The following is a 24,884-nucleotide window of genomic DNA, read 5'->3' as shown; positions in this document are numbered from 1 at the left end:
TCTGCAACCTGACACCGGCGCGTGGGGCCGGTGGTAAACCGCCGGTGGCGGTGAAATAAATGCCAGCGACCAGCATGCCGAAAAATGGCGGGGAGTTCCACCGTACAATGGTCTGAAAGACCGGGGAAAGCTGAAAAAATCCCGATCGCGTTTATTGCGGTGCTTTTTTGCTAATCTCAATGTGCTACTCAGTTACCCTACATAGAAGAAGACTATGGAAAATTACCGAATTGAAGTTACCGAAAGCGGCATTGACGAAATAGAAGCGCTGATTGCAGAAGGGCTGAATCAATATAACGATGAAGTTACCGGCACCAACGATCGTCGCCCGTTGGCGGTGGTGGTGAGAGACCCGAACAGCGGCGAGGTGCTGGGCGGCATTAGCGGGCGTTCATCGTTGGGCATGCTGTTTGTCGATCTGTTTCATCTGCCAAAATCGCTGCGTGGCTCAGGATTGGGCAGTGAGTTGCTGCGTCGTTTCGAATTGGAAGGGCGGCGCAGGGGCTGCGTTTCCGCCGTGCTGTACACCATCAGCTTTCAGGCACCAAAGTTTTATGAGTTGAACGGCTGGACGCGCTTTGGTGAGGTGCCCTGTCTGCCGGCAGGCACCAGCCGAGTCTTTATGATGAAGACGCTGTAGATGACTGGCCGGAAATTATTCTCCGGCCTGACGTAATTTATAACTCAGGCTTTTTTCTGATCTTGGGAGCAATGTTCCTTTAAGGTTTTTTCAGCGGACATAACCATTGTGCTGCAGGCGTTCCAAAGCCGCGCTATCGGCATAGACCATGCCGGTGGTCAGCTCACGGAAGTGATACTTTTTGTAGAACTCCAGCTTGTCGGGTACCGAGTAGATAAACACTTTGCCGAGCGGGGCCAGATCCTGCATCACCCGATCCATCAATTGTCGTCCCAATCCCCGGCCCTGAAAATCCGGATGCAGGGCTACGTCGGCCAGATAGGCCACCGAAGTCATGTCGCTAATGGCGTGGGCGGTGGCGATCAGTCGGCCATCCAGGTAGCCCCAGTAGCAAAATTGGCTGTGCTGATAAACGCGCTGCAATACCAGCGGATCGCGCTGGCCCAATCCGGCGGTTTCCAGTAGCCCGGCCAACTGCAGCCAGTCGACGCCGTAGCGGTTCGGGTCAGTCACTATTTCCATATCAGCCTCACTTAGCCAATCCGATCCAGATCGGCGGCGTATTGACGGATCGCACGCTGGTAACTGCTGATGTCGCTATGCGAGGAAGTTTCTGCCAGCAGTAACAGCAAATCCGCGACCGCCTGTTTGGTTTCACCCAGGTTATACAGCGTCATGGCGCGGAACAGCGTGAGTTCTTTGGCCTGCGGGAACTCGCTCAATCCGTCGTCGAAGGCGGCCAGCGACTGTTGGTACAGGCCTAGCGCCCGGTAGGTACTGCCCAGGCCAAGCCAGGCTTCCTGCCGCTGCGTCGCCGGCAAATTGCGCGCCAGTGCCGCGAGGTAGCAGGGAATGGCCTGCTGCTCAAACCCCTGAACGTCGTACAGGCAAGCCAATTGGTAGTGCAGCCCGGCGGCTTCCGGTTGTTGCAGTAACTGTTGTTGCGCCAGTTCGGTCGCTTCCTGATAGCGGCCCAACTCTTTCAATTGTTCGATGGTCAGCGTAGGAGACATCATATGGCCTTGGGTGAGTAAGGTTTTTGTATCTTTTGCACGCTACTACGGAAGAATTCATCGCACAAGGGCTAAGGCATTACAGAGGGAAGGTTGGCCCCGTAGTCTGGGGCCAGTTTACTGCGGATAATCAGAACTCGTGTTTGAGCGTAAGCATGAAGTTACGCGGTTCGCCATAGTTGCGGGTACTGTAGAAATTAACCTGCGAGTAGTATTTCTGGTCGAAAACGTTGTTCAGGTTAAGTTGCACCGAGGTTTGCGGCGTTAGCCTGTAGCGTGCCATTGCATCGACCAGGACATAAGATCCTTGCTCGGCTTTGCGCTGCACCATTTCACCGTTATCGGCCCCGCTAACGTTGGCGTAAACCTTGCTCTGCCAGCGTGCGCCGCCGCCCAGCGTCAGGTCGCGCAAGGCACCCGTCAGTTGGTAGGTGGTGAACAGGTTGATACGAGTGCGCGGCTGCTCGGTGTTGAGATCAACCTTATCCTTGTCCTTCAACGAGAAGTGCGTGATGCCAAACTGCGCGTTCCAGCCCTGGGCCAGCTCACCGTTCAGTTCGAACTCGATGCCCTTGCTGGTGGCACCCTGGCTCTCATGATAGGTCTGCTGCAGCCAGTCCAGATTGGCGGTGTCTTCGTCCAGCACGCCCAGGTTGTCCTGCGTGATGCGGAATGCCGACAGCGACAGGTTGAGCCGGTCATTGAGCAACGCGGCTTTGATACCCACCTCTTTGTTCACCCCTTCGATCGGTGCCAGATAGTGGCCACTGCTGTCGAGCAGGTTCTGATCCTTGAAGATGTCGGTGTAGCTGGCATAGGCAGAGACCTGATCGGTCAGCTTATAAACCGTGCCGACGAACGGCGTGACCTTGTTTGCGGTGGTGGTCGTGGTGTTTTTAAAGCTGTTGAAGCGGGCACCGAGCACCAGATCCAGACGGTCGGTTAGCGAAAAGTCAGCGCTGCTGTAGAAGCCGATTTGCCGCGTGCGGTAATCCATCTGTGGCATTTTGTCCGACCACTCGGGTTCACCCAGGCCACCGTTCCAGTCCAGTAAGCTGCCGCTAAACAGTTGTGAGGCGCTGGCACTACGATAGGTGCTGTAACTGTGCTGCCAGGCGGAAGAACTGCCCACCACAAATTTGTGGTTGCGGCCCAGCAGGCTGAAATCACCGTTCAGTTTCAGGTCGACCGCATGCTGATCGCGGTAACCCTCATAACGCCCGGCATAAGGGCTTGAAGGTTTCACCGCCCAGGTATCGGGATCGATTAGCCCACCAAGACTCATCGCCATTTTGGCATCGAAAGCCTGACGGCTATGGGTGTAGTTGGCCACGCCTTTCCAGTCGTTATCGAACTGGTGCTCCAGCGTCGCGAACTGGGTGCTGAGCGTGGTATCCCAGCTCGACCAGTCAGAAGCGCCGCTGTAGTGGCGATCCCAATTGATCTCGCTGCCGTCGCTGAACCAGCCGGTCGGCAGGGCACCGCCCCAGGTGGAGGCTTTAGGCCGGTTCTGCTGATAATCCGCGCCCAGGCGCAGCAACGTATCGCTGCTCAGATCGGCTTCCAGCGTGCCATAGATTGTGCCTTTACGTTCCTGATGCCTGTCCATAAACGAGTGACTGCGTTCGCCGGCGGCCGCGACGCGTACCCGGACGGTGCCTTCGTCGTTGAGCGGTGTGCCGACATCGACCGTGGTGCGGTAGTGATCCCAGGAACCGGCGGAGAGTTCGACGCGGGCAAAAGGCGAAAGGCTGGAGGCTTTCTTTCTGACCAGGTTGATGGCCGCCCCCGGATTACCGACGCCGTTCAGCAAACCGGCGGCACCCCGGACGATTTCGACATGATCGAGGGTGATCGAGTCAATTTCTGACTCACCGCCGGAATAGCCGGAATCAAAGAAGGTGGGCACGCCGTCGTATTGATAATTATCGACGCTAAAACCGCGGTAATTGAACGAGGAGCGTTCGCTATCGTAGTTACTCTCGCTGACGCCGGTGGACCAGCGCAGAATATCCTTCAGCGAATAAGCGTTGATATCGTCAATTTGCTGGCGGGTGATGACCGAAACCGACTGCGGCGTATCCTTGATGCTCAGCGGCAAGCCGGTCGCGGTGGTCATCTGGCTGGTGGTGTAGGAGCCGGTGTTCTCGGTGCTGCCGTCATCGCTGAACGGCGAAGCGACCACTTCCAGGGTTTCTTCTTTCTGTGGGCGGGGAGCCTGCTCGGTCCCCGCAGCCTGTGCCACCATCACCGGCAGGCACAGTAGTGCGCCACCGGAGAGGCGAATCATAAAACTCGTCATTACCTGCCTCATAGTTCGCCGAGATTAATCTTGAGCAGATAATCCTGCTTTTTCTCCATCTCTTCCTTGGACTGCTTGATGCTGGCAAAGAGGGTATTGCCGTCCGCAGAAAGGGCCAGGCTGTTAGGCAGTGCGGTGGTGAGGATGCTGTTTTTGACCTGGTAGCTATTGCTGTCCACGATGCTGATGCGTTTGGCCTCGCGGTGCGTGATGTAGATTTCGTTGCGTGCCGGGTTGAACAGCACCGCCAGTGAGTTGATCACCTCAATCTGGTGCAGGATTTTGCCGCTGTTGATATCGACAACCAGCACCTTCGGCAGGTCAGGATCGGTGAGGAAGGCACGGCCGGTTTTGCTGTCCAGGCTGATATTCAAGAAGAAGTGTTTTTTAGCGGGTTCCACCACCAGACGCTTGAGGATCTTGTGGCTGGTGGCGTCCAGGGTAATCAGTTCACCGCCGCCGTTAACGCAGTAGATATGGCCACGTTCGGTGTCCAGAGCAAGACCGGTAGGGTATTCCCCAACGTTGCTGATGGTGGCAATTTTTTCCCGTTTGGCGGTATCGATCACCCACAGTACGCCTTTCTGAGCGGTGCCAGAGACATACAAACGCTGATTTTTCTTATCGAGCACCATTTCACGCGTCGGGACGAATTGGTCGTCTTTCATGCTTTCACTGAGCTGGACGGTAGCGAGTTCTTTACCGCTCTGGGTATCGATCATCGTTACTGAACCGTCGACGGTGTTGCCGATGTACAAGACATGGCGTTCTTCATCCAGCGCGGTGGCAAAGGCGCGGCGTTGGGTGATGATTTTCCCATCGGTGGCCAGCGTGGCCGGATTGATACGGTAGACAATGCCGCTGTTTTTGCCTTTGGCGAATGAAGGGGTAGAAGCGGCAAACAGGCTGTTGTTTTGGCCATCAAATGCCAGCTCATACAGGCCGTATCCCACCGGTTTGGTTTGGAAATGGCTTTCTGGCAGCTCCGCCGCCAGCGTTGAGCAAGACAGCAGCAGCATGGCGGAAGTCAGGGTGCTGAAAGAGAAACCTTTGCCTGGGGTGAACAGGGGTAATTTCATATACATTCCTTTACATCAGTTTACGATTCAAGGATGCTAATGATATTGATAATTAATATCAATATCATTTAATTAATCATATGGTGATGGTTTCTCTTGTGTTTGAAATATAAGTAATTTATTAGTTTGCCCTTATAAATTAGGCTTGTTAAGCGATCTTGTTTCCCGTTTGTTTAGTGAATGTAATGATTTTCATTTCGTTTTAATGCGGGAAAATATCCGCTATATTCGCCGCTAACTGTTAAGAACTGTAAATAAAAATACTATCAACAGGGGTTATCCGGTGATGTGCGCAGTGGGCAGGTATTGGCCACTCACTTCTTGTTACGCCGCCGTTTTTGGATGCTTTGCGGGCTACAACACCAATCGGAAACAGGTTTTATTAGGAATAGTTATGATTGATCAACACTTCATGGGAAAACGCAGCCAAATAGCCAGAGCAATGGCGCTGGTATTGATTATTGCCCCTCCTGCTTATGCGCAGGAAGGGGAGGCAGAGCAGAAAAATAACGCCTCGCAGGAAGACCAACTGGTGGTCACCGCTTCCGGATTCAAGCAGAACAAGAAATATGCCCCGGCCAGCATTTCGGTTATCGATCAAAAGACGCTCGAGAAGCAGAACAGCCACGATGTGGCCGAAGCGGTTCAGGATATTTCTGGCGTGTCGGTCAGCAATGGTGCCGGCACTGAGGTTTCCGGCGACGTTATGATCCGCGGTATGGACTCGAGTTACACCTCGTTCATGGTCAACAGCATCAAGCAGAATACCGGCGAATCCCGTCCCTATGGTCAGAATGTCGGTACTGAAGCCGGCTTTTTACCGCCGGTGGCGGCCATCGATCGTATTGAGGTGATCCGTGGCCCGATGTCATCGCTGTACGGCTCGGACTCCATCGGCGGTGTGGTCAACGTCATTACCAAAAAGCCGTTTGGCGTACGAGAATGGATGGGCTCGATCGCTGCAAACAGTTTCCTGCAACAACATCAGGAGTTCGGTAATACCCAACAGACCAACCTGTTCCTGATTGGCCCACTGGTACCCGATGTTCTGGGACTCAGCCTGTCGGCAGATTATCTCGATCGACGCGAGGACGAAAAACCCAACTCGTTCAGCAAGAACAACAAAAAGTCGATCGACATGACGCTCGGCTTTGCCGCCAATGAGACCAATTTGTTCGATCTGAACCTGGTCAAAGGGGAGAAAAAACGTAGCCGGACGGAAAAAGGTGGCGGTACGCCCTGGGGTTGGGATTTTGATCGTGACGCCCTGAGCCTGACCCACTCGGGTTGGTATGCGGAAGATAGCGTGGCCACCACCAGCTATTTCCAGTACGAAAAAGGTGAGTCGACCTTCCACACCAGCACGCTGGCACCACAGCATATTCAGAGCGAGAATTATGTGCTGAACAGCCAGGCCAAGCTAAGCCTGGGTGAGCACAACCTGACCCTTGGCGCCAACTACAGCCGTGAAACGCTGAATGACGATTTCTATGCTGACAGCAAGCGGGCGCCAGGGATTGAGCCCGTCACCAAAATCTCGCGCGACGGCTGGGCGCTGTTCGCCGAAGGACAATGGAATATTGATGATTTTTCACTGACTACCTCGGCGCGTATGGATCGCGACAACTACTTTGGCACCCACATTAGCCCGAAACTCTATGGCAACTGGATCCTCGATTCAGCCTGGGCGCTGAAGGGCGGTGTTTCTTCCGGCTATAAAAAACCGTCGCTGCGGGAAAACTCCGATCAATTCATTACGCCGCGTGGCAGTAACCCGCCTTATCCCTATCTGTCGGTGGGCAACAGCGAGTTGAAACCGGAAACCAGCCTGAACACCGAACTGGGGCTGTACTGGAACAACAATCGCGATCTTTCTTTTGACGCAACGGTGTTTTATACCGACTTCAAGGACAAGATCGCGGAGGTGAATATCTGTGAAGCGAGCGCGAACCACCCCTGCGTGGTTAACGGGTATAGCGCAGAATCCATCGATAAGTATTTCAATATTGGCAAGGCCAACGTCTACGGTCTTGAGCTTAACGCAGACTGGCAGGCCACGGACCTTCTGAGTTTTAGCGCCAACTACACCTTCAACAAAAGCGAACAGAAAAACGGCGTTAATAAGGGTTATGCCCTGAATGACTTCCCGAAACACATGGCCAACTTATCCGCCAAGTTGGCAGCGACATCGGCGCTGGACGTCTGGTCCAAAGTCAATTATCGCAGCCGCAATGAGGAGACCGGCGACCATACCCGCTATGGCGCTTATGCTTTGCTCGATAGCGGGGTAATTTACCACTTCGACAAACACACCCAGGTGATGGCGGGTGTGTACAACATTTTCGATAGTGCGCCAAAGCGCACCACCAGTTGGGGAGAATATCCGCAGTTGGAAGGCCGCCGTTATAACCTCGGCTTACGTGTCGATTTCTAACTTTTGCCGAGCAAATTACCCGGCCGCTTGCCAACTGCGGCCGGGTTAGATCTTTTCTGCCGCTGATTTGATGAGTTAATACCGGAAGGGAATAGTCGGGAATATCCATTGATCAGATAAATACGAAAATGTGCACTATCCCCGGTTTTCGTGGGCGGCATCGTTCCCGAAGCTCTTCACTTGCTCAAAAAACAGGCGTAGAATTCGCTTCGTCTATTAATTGAGGTTGTAAATTATTATGGTTGATCGTGAGTTGGGAAACTGGAAAGACTTCATCGAAGAGATGTTAGGTAACTGACACTGCGTTGAGGTTGATAACAAGGTTGGTTTATTTGTTCGTGATTAAAGCACCCTGGGAACGAGACACTCGTTCGAGATAAAGCAGCATCGGTTTCCCGACGCTGCTTTTTTTTGTCTGCTATTGCGCGACGTCTTGCGCTTTGGCGGTGGCTGCCGGCTTGCCTGGGAAGCGGCGGCGTACCAGCACAAAGAACAGCGGTACGAAGTAAATCGCCAGCAGGGTGGCGGAAATCATACCGCCCATCACCCCGGTACCCACCGCATGCTGGCTGCCTGAGCCGGCCCCACTGCTGATGGTCATCGGCAGTACGCCGAAGATAAAGGCCAGCGAGGTCATCAGGATCGGCCGCAGGCGCATGCGTGAGGCTTCCAATGTGGCTGACATTAAATCCTGACCTTTCTGGTTTAGCTCGTTGGCGAATTCGACGATCAAAATGGCGTTTTTCGCCGACAGCCCGATGATGGTCAGCATCCCGACCTGGAAGTAAACGTCATTCTCCAGTCCGCGCAGCCAGGTAGCGGCAACGGCACCAATCAGGCCCAGTGGCACCACCAGCATCACCGAGAACGGGATCGACCAGCTCTCATACAGCGCCGCCAGACACAGGAACACCACCAACAGCGAAATGGCATACAGCGCCGGTGCCTGCGAGCCGGACAGGCGTTCCTGGTAGGACATGGCGGTCCATTCCAGACCGAAGCCGGTCGGTAACTGGCTGACAATCTTTTCCATTTCGGCCATTGCGGTACCACTGCTGACACCCTCTGCCGCTTCGCCCACAATTTCCAGCGCTGAGCTGCCGTTATAGCGTTCCAGACGTGGAGAGCCATATTCCCAGTGGGAGGTGGCAAAGGCGCTGAACGGCACCATGCCACCCGCGCTGTTGCGCACGAACCATTTATCGATGTCGCCAGGCAGCATGCGGAACGGTGCGGCGGCCTGCACATAGACTTTTTTCACCCGACCGCGGTCGACGAAGTCGTTAACGTAGGTGGAGCCCCAGGCGGTCGACAGCGTGTTGTTAATGTCATCAATTGAAACACCCAGCGCCTGGGCTTTGCGTTGGTCAATATCAATTTGCAGCTGCGGGCTGTCATCCAGGCCATTGTGACGCACGCGGGACAGCAGCGGGTTAGCGGCGGCCAGTTGCAGCAGTTGATTGCGTGCCGCCATCAGTTTGTCGTGACCCAGGCCGGCGTGGTCTTCAAGTTCCATATCGAAGCCGGAAGAATTGCCCAGACCGGTAATCGCCGGTGGACTGCTGGCAATCACCCGCGCCTCGATAATCTGGTTAAATTCCTTGGTGGCGCGATCGATGATATCGAATGAGCTGTTGGCACCGGAGGTACGCAAATCCCAGTCTTTCAAGCGAATAAACATGCGTGCCACGTTCTGCCCGTTCCCGCCGGGGCCGGCGCCAATGGTGGAGAACACTGACAGCACGTCCTGTTTTTCTTTGGTCAGGAAATAGTGTTCAACTTTTTCCACCACTTTGGTGGTCTGCTGCAGGGTTGAACCCGGCGGCAATTGCACCTGGACGGTGAATACGCCGCGGTCTTCCTGCGGCAGGAAGGAGGTCGGCAACTTGATAAACAGTAACGCCATGCCGCCGAGCAGTAACAGGTAAATCACTATATAACGCACACTGGAGTGCAGCACCCGCGCCACGCCGCGCTCGTAGCGGTCGGCGTTGCGGTTGAACATGCGGTTGAACCAGCCGAAGAAGCCGCGCTTGCCGTGATGGTGGCCTTTGGCAATGGGTTTGAGCAGGGTGGCGCACAGGGCAGGGGTGAGGATCATCGCCACCAGCACCGACAGCACCATGGCAGAAACAATGGTGATCGAGAACTGGCGGTAAATGGCACCGGTGGTACCGCCGAAGAACGCCATTGGGATAAACACCGCCGACAACACCATGGCGATGCCGACCAGCGCACTCTGGATCTGCCCCATGGATTTGCGAGTGGCATCCCTGGGCGACAGGCCTTCTTCACTCATCACGCGTTCGACGTTTTCCACCACCACGATGGCGTCATCCACCAATAGCCCGATGGCCAGCACCATGGCGAACATGGTCAGGGTGTTGATACTGAATCCGCAGGCCGAAAGAATGGCAAAGGTGCCCATCAACACTACCGGCACGGCGATGGTCGGGATCAGCGTGGCGCGGAAGTTCTGCAGGAACAGGTACATCACCAGGAACACCAGCACAATGGCTTCCAGCAGGGTTTTTACCACGTCTTTGATTGAGGCCTTAACGAACGGGGTGGTTTCATAGGCGACCTTCGCCTCCAGCCCATGCGGGAAATACTGCGACAGCTCGGCGATTTTATCCTTCACCAACTGATCGGTTTGCAACTCATTGGCACCGGAGGCCAGCTTGATGTTCATGCCGGCGGCCTGCATGCCGTTATAGCGGCTGAGATAGTCATAGTTTTCGCCACCGAGTTCGATGGTGGCAACATCGCCAAGCGTGACTAATGAACCGTCCTGGTTGACTCGCAGGGTAATCTTTTGGAATTGTTCAGGCGTTTGTAACTGAGACTGCGCATTGATGGTGGCGTTAAGCGCCTGTTTATCGACGGAGGGTGTACCGCCGAGCTGGCCGACGGCGACCTGGGCGTTCTGCGATTGGATCGCGCTGACGACGTCCTGGGTGGTGAGCTGGTAACTGTTAAGTTTGTTGGGATCGAGCCAGATGCGCATGGCGTATTGCGAACCGTAAACGTCCATACTGCCCACGCCGTTGATGCGGCTGAGCGGATCCTGCAGATTGGAAACGATGTAATCGGCAATGTCCTGCTTGTCCATGCTGCCGTCGGTGGAAACGAAGGCCACCATCATCAGCGTGGTATCACCGGATTTCGATACCGTTACGCCCTGGGTCTGCACGGCCTGCGGCAGCCGTTTAATCGCCGCCTGCAGTTGGTTTTGTACCTGCTGCATCGCCTCGTTGGGGTCGGTACCTGCTTCAAAGGTCAGCGTTACCGTGGCTCGCCCGGTGTTGGTGCTCTGCGACGACATATACATCATGTTGTCCAGGCCCGTCATGTTCTGTTCGATAATCTGGGTGACGGTGTTTTCCAGCGTCTGTGCCGAAGCACCTGGATAGGTGGCGCTAATGCGAACGTTCGGCGGCGCCAGATTCGGGTATTGTTCCACCGGTAAGGAAAAAATCGCCAAGGCGCCGGTCAGGCAAAGAATAATTGCCAGGACCCAGGCGAAAATCGGGCGATCAATAAAAAAATTGGCCATGCAGCGCGAACCTCGTTATGACTTGTTCTATCTTTAAGACGCATCGGAATTGCGTTTTCTCAGTGGCTGGGAAGGATTCCGGCACTTATGCACTTTACGCGTGAAGGGGGGGGAAAGCGTGGAGAAAAAAAGGAGATAATGTAAATAACGGTAGAAGAAACCCCTAATTACACCGTCATTACCGTTAACGGCGCGATTAAGACAATTTAATGACAATCAATGGCCTGAGTATTCGGGATTGTCAAAAAATAATCAGGACTCACTTTAATGCAGGAGCAAGGCATGGAAATTAACCCGGTATTTGCCCGTCGTCTTTATCTGTGCTGGCTGATCAGCCATAGCGAGCGGCCAAACGTCCCGCGTCTGATGGAGCTGACCGGCTGGCCGCGCCGGACCCTGCAAGACGTGTTGAAAGCCTTGCCCGGTCTGGGGGTAGAGCTGCAGTTTGTTCAGCAGGGCGTACGCAATAACGACGGTTTCTATCAGTTGGAAAACTGGGGACCGATCAACAAGGGCTGGGTTCACCAGCATCATCAGGCGCTGCTTGCCGCCATCGAATAAAGCCTCCCCGGCATGCCGGGGAGAGATTATTGACTCTTGTGCTCCAGGTACATCACCGTTGCCGCCACGCGTGAACGTACATCCAGTTTGCGCAGCATATTGCGAATATGTACTTTCACCGTCTCTTCAGAAATGTGCAACTGGGCTGCTACCTGCTTATTGGAAAGGCCACGCGCCACTTCCTGCAGCACGTCCAGCTCGCGTTCGGTCAGTTCGGCAAAGGGGTCGTGTTGTTCACTACGGGATGACAGATAGTCCGCCACCGCGTCGCTGATCACGTTCTTTCCTTCCGCCGCCGCACGAATGTGTTCCAGCAACTGTTCCGGTTCGCTGTCTTTCAGCAGGTAGCCGTCGGCACCGGCGTCGATCAACGCGTACACGTCGCTGCGTGAGTCTGACACCGTCAGCACGATAATACGGGCATCCACACCTTCATTACGCAGCGCTTTCAGCGTGTCCAGGCCGGACAAACCCTTCATATTCAGATCGAGCAGGATCACGTCCGGCGTGTGTTGCAGCGCGAGCGTAATGGCTTCGTTGCCGTTACTGGCTTCGGCCAGTACGGTAAACAGCGGATCCAGCCCCAGCAGTTGTTTAATGCCGCGGCGCATCAGCGGGTGGTCGTCGACGATCATCACTCGGTAATTCTTCATCACCATGAAATATGCTCCCTGTAGCGAGTAAAGCCACTCAAACGCGCCGTGCAGCACGCTTCACAGTGGGACAGACTCTTATAAAATAGTGGCGATTGGCGCCACGAACATCCTGAAATAGACCGTTAGACTCAGCTAAACCGTAACGAAGAGTGAACAGTCCTGATTTTATGGCGGGAATGTCAGGCGGACTTCCGTGCCGTCCGGCTCAACCCGCTGGATGCGCAGCGTTCCTCCCAGTCGCGCAGCGCGCTCGCTCATGATGGTCAGACCATAGTGACCTTCAGGTTCATTCAGGCTGGCGATGCCGCAACCGTCGTCAGCGATGCTGATGCTGTTATCACCCTCGGCCGTCATTTCGCAGCGAATGACGATTTCCTGTGCTTGGGCATGTTTGATGGCGTTAAGCACCGCTTCGCGCACAATCTGTAGCGCATGCACCTGCTGCTGGGCATTGAGCGCCTGGGAAGAAAGCCGACAGTGTAACTGAATCCGTGCGTCAGTAAGAACCTTTAATGGCGCCAGCAACTGGTGCAGCGCGGTGTTCAAATCGGCCTCCTGAATGTTCAGGCGGAAGGTGGTCAGCAGTTCGCGCAGTTGGCGATAGGCGTCGGCCAGCGCCTGGTCAAAATCGCTAATAATCTCTTGGGCTTCAGGGGTGCTGTCCGCCAGCGTGCGCCTGAGCAGGGTTAACTGAATACGCAAGAACGACAGCGCCTGTGCCAGAGAATCGTGCAGCTCGCGGGCGATGGTGGCACGTTCTTCCATCAGCAAGAATTGCATATGCTGTTTCTGCGCCCGGTTAAAATAAACCCCACGACTCAGCATATTGGCCACGCTCTGCATCAGGTGCGGATGTGGTGGCTGTTCCTTATGTTGCCAACTCAGTTCACCCAGCGGTTTGTCGCCCTGGATAATGGTCAGCGATTGCCAGGCCAGCGTCGGCGAAGGGCGGCCGCTGCGCAATTGCCATTCGCTGAGGCTGTCCGCCACGTTTAGCCGGATGCAGTGCAAATCTTCACTTTGGCGCACGATGTGCAGGATCTTCTCAAATGCCTGCTGGTCTATCTGCCGCACGTTAAGTGCTTGCGAGCAGTTGTACAGCACCTCCAGCGTCTTGTTCGCCTGTTGCAGACGCTGGGTTTTCTCCTGCACTTTCTGCTCCAGCGACTCATACAACTTGGCCAGGTCGCCCGACATGGCGGTAAAGGCCTGCGACAAAACGCCCAGCTCATTCGGCAGGGCGGTATCCAGCGGTGGGTGGTTAAAGTCCCGCTGTTGCACGCGCTGGCTGGCATCCACCAGATGCTTCAGCGGTGCCACCACCTGACGGCGCATAAAACGGATGCAAAACAGCACCAGGCCGATGATGGCGATAAAGCCCAGCACGCTGATGGCCGCCACAATAGTCAGTTTCAGCTCGGAATAACGCTGTAGCGCCAACACAAAATGGTCAATCTGGTTAACATAGCCGGCGATATTGGCCTGATAGTCGGCCGACTGGCCGGCCTGGATCTGCTGCGCCAAGGGTTGCCAGGCATGCTGCAAAGACAGGTACTTTTCCCGCACTTCTGCAGGCACGTAAAAACGGTCCAACTTCTGCAACGCCGGGGCCTGCAGGGATTGCCGATATTGTAATAGATGCTGTTCCAGCTCCGGAGCCGGGCCAGTGAGATCGTAGGCCAGCCGGTAGCTCTGCATGCGCAGCGAACCGGCAATGTTGACCGCTTCGGCGTCACGCAGGCTGTCAGCCACGGTGGTTAGCGCCAGCCCGGTAGAGAGCACGGACAAAATCACAATGCAAAACAGCGCCTTGGCCAGGCTGCTGGTCACTGAACGTTTAACAAGCAATCATGCATCCTTTTCTCGCGGGCGATGAGCATCACCGGGTTTCATTCGAAAGCAAAATTATAAGTTTTGCAACTAAAATGCGTAGCGTTTTGCATGAATTTGGCTGCCATCGTCACAAAAGGTGACCGCTGTATAATCAACTAGATAGCGAGTAAGTGGAAATCGCAGGGCTAAAATTCCGCCCCCCATCGGTAATTGATTGATCTGGCGCAAACTACTCCTGCATTTACCCCTTTAGGGGGATTATATACCCCCCGAACTGATATTATCTTACCCCCGTATTTATCAAGGTTTATGCCCACCGCCTTTAATGTCTTTAACGACAACCGGAAACTCCTTGGTAACGACTACAATAACAATACAAAAACAGGTTCTATTTATTACGCGCGGTGGCGTGTTTGCAATATCGAGGAAAACAGCATGACCGTATTGTCACGGCGTAACCTGCTCGGTGGACAATGGCGTCAGCCAGCCGCAGCGATCCGCCCCCCGTGGTCGCTGCAAGGATCCCTTTTTATTACCGGTTGCACTCGCTGCCAGGCCTGCGTTCGCGCTTGTGAAACCGGGGTGCTGATTAGCGGCAGCGGCGGTTTTCCCGAAATTGATTTTCAACGAGCAGAATGTACCTTCTGCGGACGCTGCGTGCAGGCCTGCGAAGAACCGCTATTCCGCCCGTTGGCAGAAACACCCTGGCAACAACATGCGGTATTCGGTAGCGGTTGTCTGGCGCAGCGGGGCGTGGAATGCCGCAGTTGTCAGGATAGCTGTGAGACTCAGGCGATCCGCTTTCGGCCCCGTCTGGGCGAAATGGCTCAACCGGTGCTGGAGATCGCGGCCTGCACTGGCTGTGGCGCCTGTGTCGCCGGTTGTCCGGCCGGTGCCGTTACCCTAACCCAGAGCGAAAATAATGATGAATAACGAATGGCACGTCAGCGGGCTGGTGGTGCAGGCACGGCCGGAAAAAATTCCAAGGCTGGTCGCCGAGTTGCTGGCTATCGCAGACACTGAAATTCCGGCCCAGGACCAGCAGCACGGCAAGCTGGTGGTGGTGATGCAGGCAGCTTGTTCCCATCAGCTGCTGGAAAAAATTGAGTCGGTACGCAATTTGGATGGCGTGCTGGCGGTATCGCTGGTTTATCACCAGCAGGACACTCAAGGTGAGGTAACGCCATGAAACTCAGTCGTCGAGACTTCATGAAAGCAAACGCCGCGGTCGCCGCTGCGGCAGCCGCCGGGCTGACTATTCCCACGGTGGTGCAGGCGGCGGCAGGCAGCGCCGACTCTATAAAATGGGACAAAGCGCCCTGTCGTTTCTGCGGCACAGGTTGTGGCGTGCTGGTCGGTACCCAGAACGGCCGCATTGTGGCCTCACAGGGCGATCCGGAAGCGGCGGTCAACCGTGGGTTGAGCTGCATCAAAGGCTATTTCCTGCCAAAGATCATGTACGGCAAAGATCGTCTGACTCAGCCACTGCTGCGCATGAAGGACGGTCAGTACCACAAAGAAGGGGAGTTTACGCCGGTCAGCTGGCAGCAGGCGTTCGACATCATGGCCGAAAAGTTCAAGCAGGCCCTGAAAGAGAAAGGCCCAGAGGCCGTTGGCATGTTCGGCTCCGGTCAGTGGACGGTGTGGGAAGGCTATGCCGCCGCCAAACTGCTCAAAGCCGGGCTGCGCTCCAATAACCTGGATCCGAACGCCCGTCACTGTATGGCGTCAGCGGTAGTGGGCTTTATGCGCACCTTCGGCATGGACGAGCCGATGGGCTGCTATGACGATATCGAGCAGGCCGATGCCTTTGTGCTGTGGGGCTCCAACATGGCGGAGATGCACCCGATCCTGTGGTCGCGCATCACTGACCGTCGCCTGAGCAATGAGAAGGTCAACGTATCGGTCCTGTCGACTTTTGAGCATCGCAGCTTCGAACTGGCGGACAACGGCATGGTGTTCACGCCGCAGACCGATCTGGCGATCATGAACTACATCGCCAATTACATCATTCAAAACAACGCGGTAGATCAGGACTTCCTTAATCGGCACGTCAACTTCCGCCGTGGAGCGACGGATATCGGTTATGGCCTGCGCCCAACCGACCCATTGGAAAAAGCGGCGAAAAACCCCGGTAGCGACGCTTCGGACCCTATGAGCTTCGAAGAATACAAAGCCTTTGTCGCGGACTACACGCTGGAAAAAACGGCCAAAATGAGCGGCGTGCCGGAAGACCAACTGGAAGCGCTGGCAAAACTGTATGCCGATCCGAACATCAAGGTGGTGTCGTACTGGACCATGGGCTTTAACCAACATACGCGCGGCGTATGGGCCAACAACCTGTGCTACAACCTGCATCTGTTGACCGGCAAAATCTCCAAACCGGGCTGTGGGCCGTTCTCACTGACCGGCCAGCCTTCCGCTTGCGGCACCGCCCGTGAAGTGGGCACCTTTGCCCACCGTCTGCCGGCCGACATGGTGGTCACCAACGAAAAACATCGGCAGACCGCCGAGCAGAAGTGGCAACTGCCGGCCGGTACCATTCCAGCCAAAGTCGGGCTGCATGCGGTAGCGCAGGATCGAGCGCTGAAAGACGGCACGCTGAACGCTTACTGGGTGATGTGCAACAACAACATGCAGGCCGGGCCGAATATCAATGAAGACCGGATGCCGGGCTGGCGCGATGCGCGCAATTTTGTGGTGGTGTCGGATCCTTACCCGACCGTCAGCGCCCTGGCAGCCGACCTGATCCTGCCGACCGCCATGTGGGTGGAGAAAGAGGGGGCCTACGGTAATGCGGAGCGCCGTACTCAGTTCTGGCGCCAGCAGGTGAAAGCGCCGGGCGAGGCCAAATCCGATCTGTGGCAGCTGGTGGAGTTCTCCAAACGCTTTACGGTGGAAGAAGTGTGGCCGGCCGAATTACTGGCACAGAAACCGGAATATCGCGGTAAAACGCTGTACGACGTGCTGTTTGCCAACGGTGAGGTCAATAAATACCCGCTGACGGAGATCCCGGCGGATCAGCTTAACGATGAAGCTCGCGACTTCGGCTTCTATCTGCAAAAAGGGCTGTTTGAAGAATATGCCGGTTTTGGTCGCGGTCATGGGCACGATCTGGCGCCGTTCGATAGCTATCATCAGGCTCGCGGTCTGCGCTGGCCGGTGGTGGATGGCAAAGAGACGCTGTGGCGCTATCGCGAAGGTACTGACCCCTACGTTAAAGCCGGAGAAGAAGTGCGTTTCTACGGCAAGCCGGACGGCAAGGCGGTGATCTTCGCACTGCCATTCGAACCGGCGGCGGAAAGTCCGGATAAAGAATATGACCTTTGGTTATCCACCGGTCGGGTGCTGGAACATTGGCATACCGGTTCGATGACGCGCCGGGTACCCGAGCTGCACCGTGCCTTCCCGCAGGCGGTGGTGTTTATCCATCCGCTGGACGCCAAAAGCCGCAACCTGCGCCGTGGCGAGAAGGTCAGGGTGCTGTCGCGCCGTGGCGAATTGATCAGCACGGTCGAAACTCGCGGCCGCAACCGTCCGCCAAGGGGGCTGGTGTATATGCCGTTCTTTGATGCGGCGCAGCTGGTCAATAACCTGACGCTGGACGCTACCGATCCGCTTTCCAAAGAGGTCGATTTCAAGAAATGCGCGGTGAAGTTGGAGAAGGTGTGAGGCTGACGAATTGCGCGATGAACACCTTATTTAATGACCCGGGAGCCAAATAAAAATGAAAAGCCCTGTTGTGAAAAAGACGTTTGCCCTGTGGGTGACCCTGTTGTCGCTGGCCTTTGCCGGCCTGGCGTTTGCTGCCAGTGATGTCGATCTCAGTAAGTCTCCGGAAGTGTCCTCGACTGCCAGCGGGCCGATCTCGATGCCAAAGCAGCAGGAACGGATGGCGCTGAACTACGTTAATCAGCCGCCGATGATCCCGCATAGCGTGGATGGCTATCAGATCAGCAAGAACACCAACCGCTGCCTGCAGTGCCACGGTGTGGAACATTACCGCACCACCGGTGCGCCGCGTATCAGCCCGACGCATTTTATGGACCGGGACGGCAAGGTGCTGAGCGAAGTCGCGCCACGTCGCTATTTCTGTCTGCAGTGCCACGTACCGCAAACCGATGCGGCGCCGATTGTCGGCAATGATTTCCAGCCCATGCCGGGCTTTGGGCATTAAGCGGGGGAGCTATGAGCGAAGACAAACACACCACCACTGAAAAAAAGCCCGGCCGCCTGTTGCGGATCTGGCGCTGGTGGCGCAGGCCAAGCCGCCTGGCGCTGGGTACGCTGCTGTTGCTCGGCTTTGGCGCCGGCATCATCTTCTGGGGCGGTTTTAATACCGGCATGGAAGCAGCGAATACCGAACAGTTCTGTATCGGCTGTCATGAAATGCGCGAAAACGTCTATGAGGAATACATGGGCACGGTGCATTACAACAACCGCAGTGGCGTGCGTGCCACCTGTCCGGATTGCCACGTGCCGCATGAGTGGGGGCCGAAAATGCTGCGTAAGATTAAGGCCAGCAAGGAGTTGTACGCCAAAGCGTTCGGGCTGATCGATACGCCACAGAAATTTGACCAGCATCGGTTAGCGATGGCGAGCAATGAATGGGCACGAATGAAGGCCAATGACTCGCAAGAGTGTCGCAACTGCCATAATTTTGAATATATGGACTTTACCGCGCAAAAAACCGTGGCGGCGAAGATGCATGACAAGGCGATAACCGAAGGCAAAACCTGTATCGATTGCCACAAGGGGATCGCCCATAAGCTGCCGGATATGCGCGACGTACCCAACGGCTTCTAAATACTTTTGAGGGTAAAAACCCCGTGGTTCTGTATGAGCTACGGGGTTTTTTGTTGCAAATCCGTTGTCACTTCGAAGCTTAATCGCGGTATCATTTTTGCGTTTCAGCTAACGGAAAAGAAGAAGGGTTCATGTCGGCGAAAATTGAGAATGTGAAAAAAGAGCTGTTGTCGGATAACTGGTATGTACTGCACAAATATACTTTTGATCTCAAGCGCAAGGATGGCGGTTCCGTTCAGCAGATGCGCGAAGTCTACGATCGTGGTAACGGTGCGACCATTTTGCTGTATAACCGCGCCAAGGGCACGGTGGTACTGACCAACCAATTCCGTATGCCGACCTATGTTAACGGCAATGAGAGTGGCATGCTGCTGGAAGCCTGTGCGGGCCTGCTGGATGCGGATTCACCGGAACAGTGCGCGCGGCGTGAAGCGGTGGAAGAAACCGGTTTTCAGGTCGGTGAGGTGAAGAAGGTTTTCGAAGCCTATATGTCGCCGGGTGGCGTGACTGAAATTATTCATTTCTTTATTGCCGAATACCATGACGACGAACGCCATGCGGCCGGCGGCGGTATCGAAGACGAAGATATTGAAGTGGTGGAACTGCCCTTCACCGAGGCGGTGGCGATGATCGCCGACGGGCGGATGAAAGACGGCAAGACCATTATGCTGCTGCAGTACCTGCAAATTCATCGGATTATGGACTGAGAAAACCCGGCATCGCTACAATGCCGGGCTGATGAGTGCAATATATTCAATATTGCCTGAATGGGCGTCACCCTCTCCCAAAGGAGAGGGAATGACTACTTCAGCAGTGCCTGCGCCTTGGCCACCACGTTGTCCACGGTGAAACCAAACTCTTTGAACAGCTGCTCTGCCGGGGCAGACTCACCAAAGGTGGTCATACCCACGATGGCGCCGTTCAGGCCCACATATTTGTACCAGTAGTCCGCGATACCCGCTTCCACTGCCACGCGCGCGCTCACTGCCGCCGGCAGCACGGATTCGCGGTACGCCGCATCCTGCTTGTCGAACGCGTCGGTAGACGGCATGGAGACCACGCGCACCTTACGGCCCGCCGAAGTCAGCTGGTCTGCCGCTTCCACGGTGATACCCACTTCCGAACCGGTGGCAATCAGAATGACGTCCGGCGTCCCGGCGCAGTCCTTCAGCACATAACCGCCACGGTAAACGTTGGCCAGTTGCTCTGCGCTACGCGGCTGCTGGGTCAGGTTCTGACGGGAGAAAATCAGCGTGGTCGGGCCGTCGTTGCGCTCGATGCCGTACTGCCAGGCTACCGCCGATTCCACCTGGTCACACGGACGCCAGGTGCTCATGTTCGGGGTCACGCGCAGGCTGGCCATCTGCTCAACCGGCTGGTGTGTCGGGCCGTCTTCGCCCAGACCGATGGAGTCATGGGTGTAAACGAACACGTTACGGATTTTCATCAGCGCCGCCATACGCACCGCATTACGGGCGTATTCCACGAACATCAGGAAGGTCGCCGAGTACGGCAGGAAGCCGCCGTGCAGCGCGATGCCGTTGGTGATGGCGGTCATGCCGAACTCGCGCACGCCGTAGTGGATGTAGTTACCCGCCAGGTCTTCGTTGAGCGGTTTGGAGCCGGACCACATGGTCAGGTTGCTTGGTGCCAGGTCAGCGGAGCCGCCGAGGAATTCCGGCAGCACCTTGCCGAAGGTTTCCAGTGCGTTCTGCGAGGCCTTGCGGCTGGCGATATTGGCCGGGTTGGCCTGCAGTTTTTCCACGAAGGCTTTGGCTTCGGCTTTCCAGTTGGCCGGCAGCTCACCGTTCACACGGCGTTTGAACTCGGCAGCCAGTTCCGGGAAGGCTTTGGCGTAGGCGGCGAACTTGTCGTTCCAGGCCGCTTCTTTGGCCTTGCCGGCTTCTTTGGCATCCCACTGGGCATAGATGTCCTGCGGGATTTCGAAGGCGGCGTATTTCCAGCCCAGCGCTTCGCGGGTGGCGGCCACTTCGGCGGCGCCCAGCGCAGCACCGTGCACGTCGTGGGTGCCGGCCTTGTTCGGGGAGCCGAAACCAATCACGGTTTTGCACATCAGCAGCGACGGTTTGTCGGTGACCTTGCGGGCTTCTTCAATGGCGGCCCTGATGGCGTCCGGGTTGTGGCCGTCAATGTGACGCACCACGTGCCAGCCGTAGGCTTCAAAGCGCTCGGCGGTGTTGTCGGTGAACCAGCCTTCGACGTGACCGTCGATGGAGATGCCGTTGTCATCGTAGAACGCGGTCAGTTTGCCGAGCTTGAGGGTACCGGCCAGCGAACAGACTTCGTGGGAGATGCCTTCCATCATGCAGCCGTCGCCCATAAAGGCGTAGGTGTGGTGGTCGACGATGTCATGACCCGGGCGGTTGAACTGCGCGCCCAGGGTGCGTTCGGCAATGGCGAAACCGACGGCGTTGGCGATGCCCTGACCCAGTGGGCCGGTGGTGGTTTCCACGCCCGGGGTGTAGCCGTATTCCGGGTGGCCCGGGGTTTTGGAGTGCAGCTGGCGGAAGTTTTCCAGCTCGCTCATCGGCAGGTCGTAGCCGGTGAGGTGCAACAGGCTGTAAATCAGCATGGAGCCATGGCCGTTGGAGAGGACGAAGCGGTCACGGTCAGCCCAGTGCGGGTTGGTCGGGTTGTGGTTCAGGTAGTCACGCCACAGGACTTCGGCGATGTCCGCCATGCCCATAGGTGCACCCGGGTGGCCGGAATTTGCTTTTTGTACGGCGTCCATGCTGAGTGCGCGGATGGCGTTGGCAAGCTCTTTACGAGAGGACATGTTTTACTCCAGTGTGATTACAGTTCAGCGGCCAGCATATCTTCCAGCTTTTGCTGGTCAACGGCGAACAGGCGGATACCTTCGGCCAGTTTTTCAACCGCCATGGCGTCCTGATTGTGCTGCCAACGGAAGTCAGCTTCGGCCAGTGGGGCAGGCTGATGGAAACCTTCGGTGGATGGCGTCAATTTACGCTCGACCGGTTGCTCGCTGTGCTTGAGTTGTTCCAGCAGGTTTGGTGCGATGGTCAGGCGATCGCAACCGGCCAGGGCCAGAATTTGCTCTACCTTGCGGAAGCTGGCACCCATGATCACCGTCTGATAACGGTGCTGTTTGTAGTATTCATAAATGTTGCGCACTGATTTCACGCCAGGATCCTGCTCTGCGTCGTAGTCAGCCGCAGGCTGTTTAGCCTGATACCAGTCATAGATACGGCCAACGAAAGGTGAAATCAGGAACACGCCGGCTTCGGCGCAGGCGCGGGCCTGGGCGAAAGAGAACAGCAGCGTCAGATTGGTATTGATGCCTTCTTTTTCCAGCTCCTCGGCGGCTTTGATGCCTTCCCAGGTAGAAGCCAGTTTGATCAGAATACGTGACTTATCGATGCCCTGTTGCTGATACAGCGCGATCAGTTTGCGTGCCTTGGCCACGCACATACCGCGGTCGAAGGACAGGCGGGCATCCACTTCGGTGGAAATGCGGCCCGGTACGCTTTTCAGGATTTCGACGCCGATATTGACCGCCAGTTTGTCGCAGGCATTAATCAATTGGGTTTCTTTGCTGCCGCCTTGCTGGCGGGCATAGCTCAGGGCTTCGAGGATCAGTGGCTTATACTGAGGCAGTGCAGCAGCCTTCAGGATCAGTGAAGGGTTTGTGGTGGCGTCTTGCGGTTCGAACTGGCGGATCGATTCGATATCGCCGCTGTCGGCTACCACCGTGGTTAGCTGCTTGAGTGCATCCAGTTGATTCATTTATAAGCTCCTTGACCAAACGTCAATGTAGGGAAATGAGAACGTTTTCCATCGTAGGCTGCACACACTGCATCAGAAGCCCGCCGATTAAAATGCGCTTTTTCTGATTGTTGCAATGGATAAGAACTATGGATCCCCGAAAACCAGGCTTATAGCGGAGACAGACAATAAAAAAGGGTTCAGCACCCGGCTGAACCCTGCGGTATTCCCCCTCCTTATTATTTAGTCAAATTAACGTCAATTGCCTGATAGAAGGCATTGGCCGTATCTGCCACATCCCACACGGCGAGGATCACGTGCGAACCACTACGGTCTGCCGGTATGTTGCAGTGGTGGGTGACCTGCGCAGCAGGGATCGCGCCGCCGTCGTTCTGTTGGCAGAACGGCGTCAGGTCAAACGATGCACGGGTCAGCGGCTGGGAGGCATCCCAGTTCGGTTTGGTAATGAAATAACGCCAGCTGGTGGTGCTATGGCGAGCCGTAAGCGTCCAGGTGAAGGAGTTGGCACCGGTGTGCAGGTTGATCTTGTTCCAGCGGGTTGGCGTTTGCTGATCCAGCTCGAAGAAGGTGGATTTGTCGGCGCTGGCGATATGCCCATCTGCCGGACCGGCCTGTGGGAAGCCTTTCAACCCTTCAACACTCTGCGGTTCGTATTGCACGCTGCCGCACTGGGTATTGAGTTGCAGCTTGCACTGGTAGGAACGACTGGCCGGGGTTTCGACATAGCCGTGGGCGACAGCCTGCTGTGATACGCCGAACAATGCGGCGCTCAACAGGCCAAGGGACATAAGGGTACGAGAAGTATTGTTCATAAGTCACTCCTGACTGAAGTTGTATTGTAAGTCGGGTTTATTTCACCGGTGAAATGAGAGGTTATTAACGAAATTAAAAACATCATTCTTGGCGGCTTGTTTTATTTTTACTCTTAGTCTCGGCTGTCAGGATGGAATGTTTTATAGGCTATTAACTAAAATTATTATGATGATTGCCTTTCGTTTCTTGGTTGAATTTATTTAAATACTGCTGTCTAAAAAAACGGCGCCATGATGAATTTTATTTAAAGGTTCGATGAATAGTCTTTCAGATGACGCTCTCCGATATGGAGTATATTGCTTGTGGTTTTACTTACTCTTGTGTGACTTGAACGACTTTTACGCGCCAACCACTTGGGAATTTAGTGTCAATTTTTTCTTATTTTATTTCAAAGAGGAATTTGTATGACTAGATTATCCCTGGATGCGATTAAAATAATCAGCACCATAAAAAGTACCGGCTCTTTCTCAATGGCGGCGGAGGCACTGCATAAAACGCCGTCGGCGATATCCTATAGGGTTTCCAATATTGAAAGTAAACTCTGCGTGAAACTTTTTCATCGTAATGGCCCGATGATTACCCTGACAGATGAAGGGGAATTCCTGTTGCAAGAGGGCAGCTGGATTTTAAATGCGGTGCAGGATCTTGAGAGTAGGGTAAGAAACATCCCGAAATTCGATAATAATATCCGCATCGTCGTCGATAATTTCTTTCCACTGGAAACTATCACCCAGGATATCCGTGACTATATCCAGCACAGCCCAAATGCCAACATTTCCGTACAGCGTGAAGCACTGAATGGTACCTGGGACGCCCTGAAGAACAACCGGGCGGATTTGATTATCGCTATCGGTCAGATCCCGGACAGCGTGCAGGCCAAAACGCTGATGCTCGGCAAACTGAATTTTGTGCTCTGTGTTTCACCTTCGCATCCCTTTGCGGCGCAGAAAAAGCCGGTGGATAAAAACCAGCGGCTGAACGATATCGTGGTGGTGATTGCCGACAGCAGCCACGAACTGCCCAAGCGTAACCACGGCACCATGCCGTTACAGCGTCAACTGGTGGTGTGCGACGTCGAAAGTAAGCTGTCGCTGTTGAAGCGCGGCATTGGTCACGGCTTCCTGCCACCGGCGCTGATAGAAAAAGAGTTGGCGAGCGGTGAGCTGGTGACGGTGCCGGTTGATATGCAAAAGGGGGACGAAATGATTTGGCTGGCCTGGCACCCGGCCAGCAAGGGCGCGGGATTTAGCTGGTGGCATGAGCGACTGACGCGTAAAAGCGACGTCTTTAGCCTGATGGGACGCGAAGTGATACGTGACGGGGGTTACCCTTGGTGTAACAACTGAGGGAATTGACCACGAAGGGATGCGAAAATTAAACGTTTAAAGCAATAAAAACCCCGTTGCCATCGGCCCCGGGGTTTTTT

General features: G+C 55.3%; 21 protein-coding genes. 11 read left to right on the top strand and 10 right to left on the bottom strand.

Translation table 11 applies throughout. The features are described 5' to 3' along the window. Nucleotides 1–214: 214 nt before the first annotated feature. On the top strand, nucleotides 215–640 hold the full coding sequence (locus SERS4_RS0118670; protein WP_012146211.1) for a GNAT family N-acetyltransferase: 426 nt from the start codon (nucleotides 215–217) through the stop codon (nucleotides 638–640). Between the two features lie 90 nt (nucleotides 641–730). Here the strand turns inward: SERS4_RS0118670 and SERS4_RS0118665 are convergent, their stop codons facing one another. The 4 genes from SERS4_RS0118665 to SERS4_RS0118650 all read right to left on the bottom strand — a co-directional run bounded on the left by SERS4_RS0118665 (nucleotide 731) and on the right by SERS4_RS0118650 (nucleotide 5,034). Continuing rightward, nucleotides 731–1,162, bottom strand: a complete 432-nt coding sequence (locus SERS4_RS0118665) for a GNAT family N-acetyltransferase (protein WP_017893616.1) — start codon at nucleotides 1,160–1,162, stop codon at nucleotides 731–733. An 11-nt stretch (nucleotides 1,163–1,173) separates the two neighbouring features. Then, complete coding sequence (locus SERS4_RS0118660) at nucleotides 1,174–1,653, bottom strand: tetratricopeptide repeat protein (protein ID WP_017893615.1); 480 nt, start codon at nucleotides 1,651–1,653, stop codon at nucleotides 1,174–1,176. 130 nt (nucleotides 1,654–1,783) lie between these two features. Then, complete coding sequence (locus SERS4_RS0118655; protein ID WP_026142479.1) at nucleotides 1,784–3,955, bottom strand: TonB-dependent siderophore receptor; 2,172 nt, start codon at nucleotides 3,953–3,955, stop codon at nucleotides 1,784–1,786. Nucleotides 3,956–3,963: 8 nt separating this feature from the next. Next, entirely contained in the window at nucleotides 3,964–5,034 is a 1,071-nt protein-coding gene (locus SERS4_RS0118650) for a YncE family protein (protein ID WP_017893613.1), read from the bottom strand. A 394-nt stretch (nucleotides 5,035–5,428) separates the two neighbouring features. Here SERS4_RS0118650 and SERS4_RS0118645 point away from each other — a divergent pair, with 394 nt between their 5' ends. After that, on the top strand, nucleotides 5,429–7,468 hold the full coding sequence (locus SERS4_RS0118645) for a TonB-dependent receptor domain-containing protein (protein WP_017893612.1): 2,040 nt from the start codon (nucleotides 5,429–5,431) through the stop codon (nucleotides 7,466–7,468). A gap of 238 nt (nucleotides 7,469–7,706) precedes the next feature. Further along, on the top strand, nucleotides 7,707–7,766 hold the full coding sequence (gene ypfM, locus SERS4_RS27075) for a protein YpfM (protein ID WP_112349006.1): 60 nt from the start codon (nucleotides 7,707–7,709) through the stop codon (nucleotides 7,764–7,766). Between the two features lie 120 nt (nucleotides 7,767–7,886). Here ypfM and acrD read toward each other — a convergent pair whose 3' ends face one another. Next, entirely contained in the window at nucleotides 7,887–11,024 is a 3,138-nt protein-coding gene (gene acrD / locus SERS4_RS0118640; RefSeq protein WP_017893611.1) for a multidrug efflux RND transporter permease AcrD, read from the bottom strand. A 282-nt stretch (nucleotides 11,025–11,306) separates the two neighbouring features. Here acrD and SERS4_RS0118635 point away from each other — a divergent pair, with 282 nt between their 5' ends. Then, nucleotides 11,307–11,585: a helix-turn-helix domain-containing protein gene (locus SERS4_RS0118635; RefSeq protein WP_017893610.1), complete on the top strand. Its 279-nt coding sequence runs from the start codon at nucleotides 11,307–11,309 to the stop codon at nucleotides 11,583–11,585. 26 nt (nucleotides 11,586–11,611) lie between these two features. Here the strand turns inward: SERS4_RS0118635 and narL are convergent, their stop codons facing one another. After that, complete coding sequence (gene narL, locus SERS4_RS0118630; protein WP_017893609.1) at nucleotides 11,612–12,244, bottom strand: two-component system response regulator NarL; 633 nt, start codon at nucleotides 12,242–12,244, stop codon at nucleotides 11,612–11,614. A gap of 162 nt (nucleotides 12,245–12,406) precedes the next feature. Further along, the gene (narQ, locus tag SERS4_RS0118625) at nucleotides 12,407–14,089 is read right to left on the bottom strand and encodes a nitrate/nitrite two-component system sensor histidine kinase NarQ (protein WP_017893608.1); all 1,683 of its coding nucleotides are present in this window, start codon (nucleotides 14,087–14,089) and stop codon (nucleotides 12,407–12,409) included. Nucleotides 14,090–14,509: 420 nt separating this feature from the next. On the opposite strand from narQ, the gene napF reads away from it, so the two are divergent. The 6 genes from napF (at nucleotide 14,510) to nudK (ending at nucleotide 19,587) form a co-directional block, all read left to right on the top strand. Further along, complete coding sequence (napF, locus tag SERS4_RS0118620; RefSeq protein ID WP_017893607.1) at nucleotides 14,510–15,007, top strand: ferredoxin-type protein NapF; 498 nt, start codon at nucleotides 14,510–14,512, stop codon at nucleotides 15,005–15,007. Then, on the top strand, nucleotides 14,997–15,263 hold the full coding sequence (gene napD, locus SERS4_RS0118615; protein ID WP_026142478.1) for a chaperone NapD: 267 nt from the start codon (nucleotides 14,997–14,999) through the stop codon (nucleotides 15,261–15,263). The genes napF and napD overlap by 11 nt, the downstream gene beginning before the upstream one ends. Continuing rightward, the gene (napA, locus tag SERS4_RS0118610; protein ID WP_026142477.1) at nucleotides 15,260–17,746 is read left to right on the top strand and encodes a nitrate reductase catalytic subunit NapA; all 2,487 of its coding nucleotides are present in this window, start codon (nucleotides 15,260–15,262) and stop codon (nucleotides 17,744–17,746) included. Before napD ends, napA begins: the two co-directional genes overlap by 4 nt. Before the next feature lie 55 nt (nucleotides 17,747–17,801). Beyond that, nucleotides 17,802–18,251 carry a nitrate reductase cytochrome c-type subunit gene (napB, locus tag SERS4_RS0118605; protein ID WP_012146197.1) on the top strand — a complete coding sequence of 150 codons (450 nt, stop codon included), beginning with the start codon at nucleotides 17,802–17,804 and terminating at the stop codon, nucleotides 18,249–18,251. Nucleotides 18,252–18,262: 11 nt separating this feature from the next. Then, nucleotides 18,263–18,880 (top strand): cytochrome c-type protein NapC, encoded by a 618-nt coding sequence (napC, locus tag SERS4_RS0118600; RefSeq protein WP_012146196.1) that lies wholly within the window; start codon nucleotides 18,263–18,265, stop codon nucleotides 18,878–18,880. Nucleotides 18,881–19,011: 131 nt separating this feature from the next. Then, a complete protein-coding gene (nudK, locus tag SERS4_RS0118595) occupies nucleotides 19,012–19,587 on the top strand; it encodes a GDP-mannose pyrophosphatase NudK (RefSeq protein ID WP_012146195.1) in 576 nt (191 codons plus the stop codon). 95 nt (nucleotides 19,588–19,682) lie between these two features. Here nudK and tkt read toward each other — a convergent pair whose 3' ends face one another. The 3 genes from tkt to SERS4_RS0118580 all read right to left on the bottom strand — a co-directional run bounded on the left by tkt (nucleotide 19,683) and on the right by SERS4_RS0118580 (nucleotide 23,457). After that, nucleotides 19,683–21,677: a transketolase gene (tkt, locus tag SERS4_RS0118590; protein WP_017893604.1), complete on the bottom strand. Its 1,995-nt coding sequence runs from the start codon at nucleotides 21,675–21,677 to the stop codon at nucleotides 19,683–19,685. A 17-nt stretch (nucleotides 21,678–21,694) separates the two neighbouring features. Next, nucleotides 21,695–22,645: a transaldolase gene (tal, locus tag SERS4_RS0118585; RefSeq protein ID WP_017893603.1), complete on the bottom strand. Its 951-nt coding sequence runs from the start codon at nucleotides 22,643–22,645 to the stop codon at nucleotides 21,695–21,697. Nucleotides 22,646–22,863: 218 nt separating this feature from the next. Continuing rightward, complete coding sequence (locus tag SERS4_RS0118580) at nucleotides 22,864–23,457, bottom strand: lytic polysaccharide monooxygenase (RefSeq protein ID WP_017893602.1); 594 nt, start codon at nucleotides 23,455–23,457, stop codon at nucleotides 22,864–22,866. A 405-nt stretch (nucleotides 23,458–23,862) separates the two neighbouring features. Between SERS4_RS0118580 and SERS4_RS0118575 the strand changes: the two genes are divergently transcribed. Next, complete coding sequence (locus SERS4_RS0118575) at nucleotides 23,863–24,804, top strand: LysR family transcriptional regulator (RefSeq protein WP_012146189.1); 942 nt, start codon at nucleotides 23,863–23,865, stop codon at nucleotides 24,802–24,804. Nucleotides 24,805–24,884: the final 80 nt, after the last annotated feature.

Source organism: Serratia sp. S4 (assembly GCF_000347995.1).
GTDB classification, from domain to species: Bacteria; Pseudomonadota; Gammaproteobacteria; order Enterobacterales; family Enterobacteriaceae; genus Serratia; species Serratia quinivorans.
The sequence above is the reverse complement of the archived record's forward strand: the minus strand, read 5'-3'. Positions and strand labels throughout refer to the sequence as shown.

Coding starts and splice junctions, on each gene's coding strand:
- SERS4_RS0118670 (WP_012146211.1), top strand. CDS start 215: ATGGAAAATTACCGAATTGAAGTTACCGAAAGCGGCATTGACGAAATA.
- SERS4_RS0118660 (WP_017893615.1), bottom strand. CDS start 1,653: ATGTCTCCTACGCTGACCATCGAACAATTGAAAGAGTTGGGCCGCTAT.
- SERS4_RS0118655 (WP_026142479.1), bottom strand. CDS start 3,955: ATGACGAGTTTTATGATTCGCCTCTCCGGTGGCGCACTACTGTGCCTG.
- SERS4_RS0118635 (WP_017893610.1), top strand. CDS start 11,307: ATGGAAATTAACCCGGTATTTGCCCGTCGTCTTTATCTGTGCTGGCTG.
- napC (WP_012146196.1), top strand. CDS start 18,263: ATGAGCGAAGACAAACACACCACCACTGAAAAAAAGCCCGGCCGCCTG.
- napB (WP_012146197.1), top strand. CDS start 17,802: ATGAAAAGCCCTGTTGTGAAAAAGACGTTTGCCCTGTGGGTGACCCTG.
- tal (WP_017893603.1), bottom strand. CDS start 22,645: ATGAATCAACTGGATGCACTCAAGCAGCTAACCACGGTGGTAGCCGAC.
- napD (WP_026142478.1), top strand. CDS start 14,997: ATGATGAATAACGAATGGCACGTCAGCGGGCTGGTGGTGCAGGCACGG.
- SERS4_RS0118580 (WP_017893602.1), bottom strand. CDS start 23,457: ATGAACAATACTTCTCGTACCCTTATGTCCCTTGGCCTGTTGAGCGCC.
- nudK (WP_012146195.1), top strand. CDS start 19,012: ATGTCGGCGAAAATTGAGAATGTGAAAAAAGAGCTGTTGTCGGATAAC.
- tkt (WP_017893604.1), bottom strand. CDS start 21,677: ATGTCCTCTCGTAAAGAGCTTGCCAACGCCATCCGCGCACTCAGCATG.
- SERS4_RS0118575 (WP_012146189.1), top strand. CDS start 23,863: ATGACTAGATTATCCCTGGATGCGATTAAAATAATCAGCACCATAAAA.
- SERS4_RS0118645 (WP_017893612.1), top strand. CDS start 5,429: ATGATTGATCAACACTTCATGGGAAAACGCAGCCAAATAGCCAGAGCA.
- SERS4_RS0118650 (WP_017893613.1), bottom strand. CDS start 5,034: ATGAAATTACCCCTGTTCACCCCAGGCAAAGGTTTCTCTTTCAGCACC.
- acrD (WP_017893611.1), bottom strand. CDS start 11,024: ATGGCCAATTTTTTTATTGATCGCCCGATTTTCGCCTGGGTCCTGGCA.
- napF (WP_017893607.1), top strand. CDS start 14,510: ATGACCGTATTGTCACGGCGTAACCTGCTCGGTGGACAATGGCGTCAG.
- napA (WP_026142477.1), top strand. CDS start 15,260: ATGAAACTCAGTCGTCGAGACTTCATGAAAGCAAACGCCGCGGTCGCC.
- SERS4_RS0118665 (WP_017893616.1), bottom strand. CDS start 1,162: ATGGAAATAGTGACTGACCCGAACCGCTACGGCGTCGACTGGCTGCAG.
- narL (WP_017893609.1), bottom strand. CDS start 12,244: ATGGTGATGAAGAATTACCGAGTGATGATCGTCGACGACCACCCGCTG.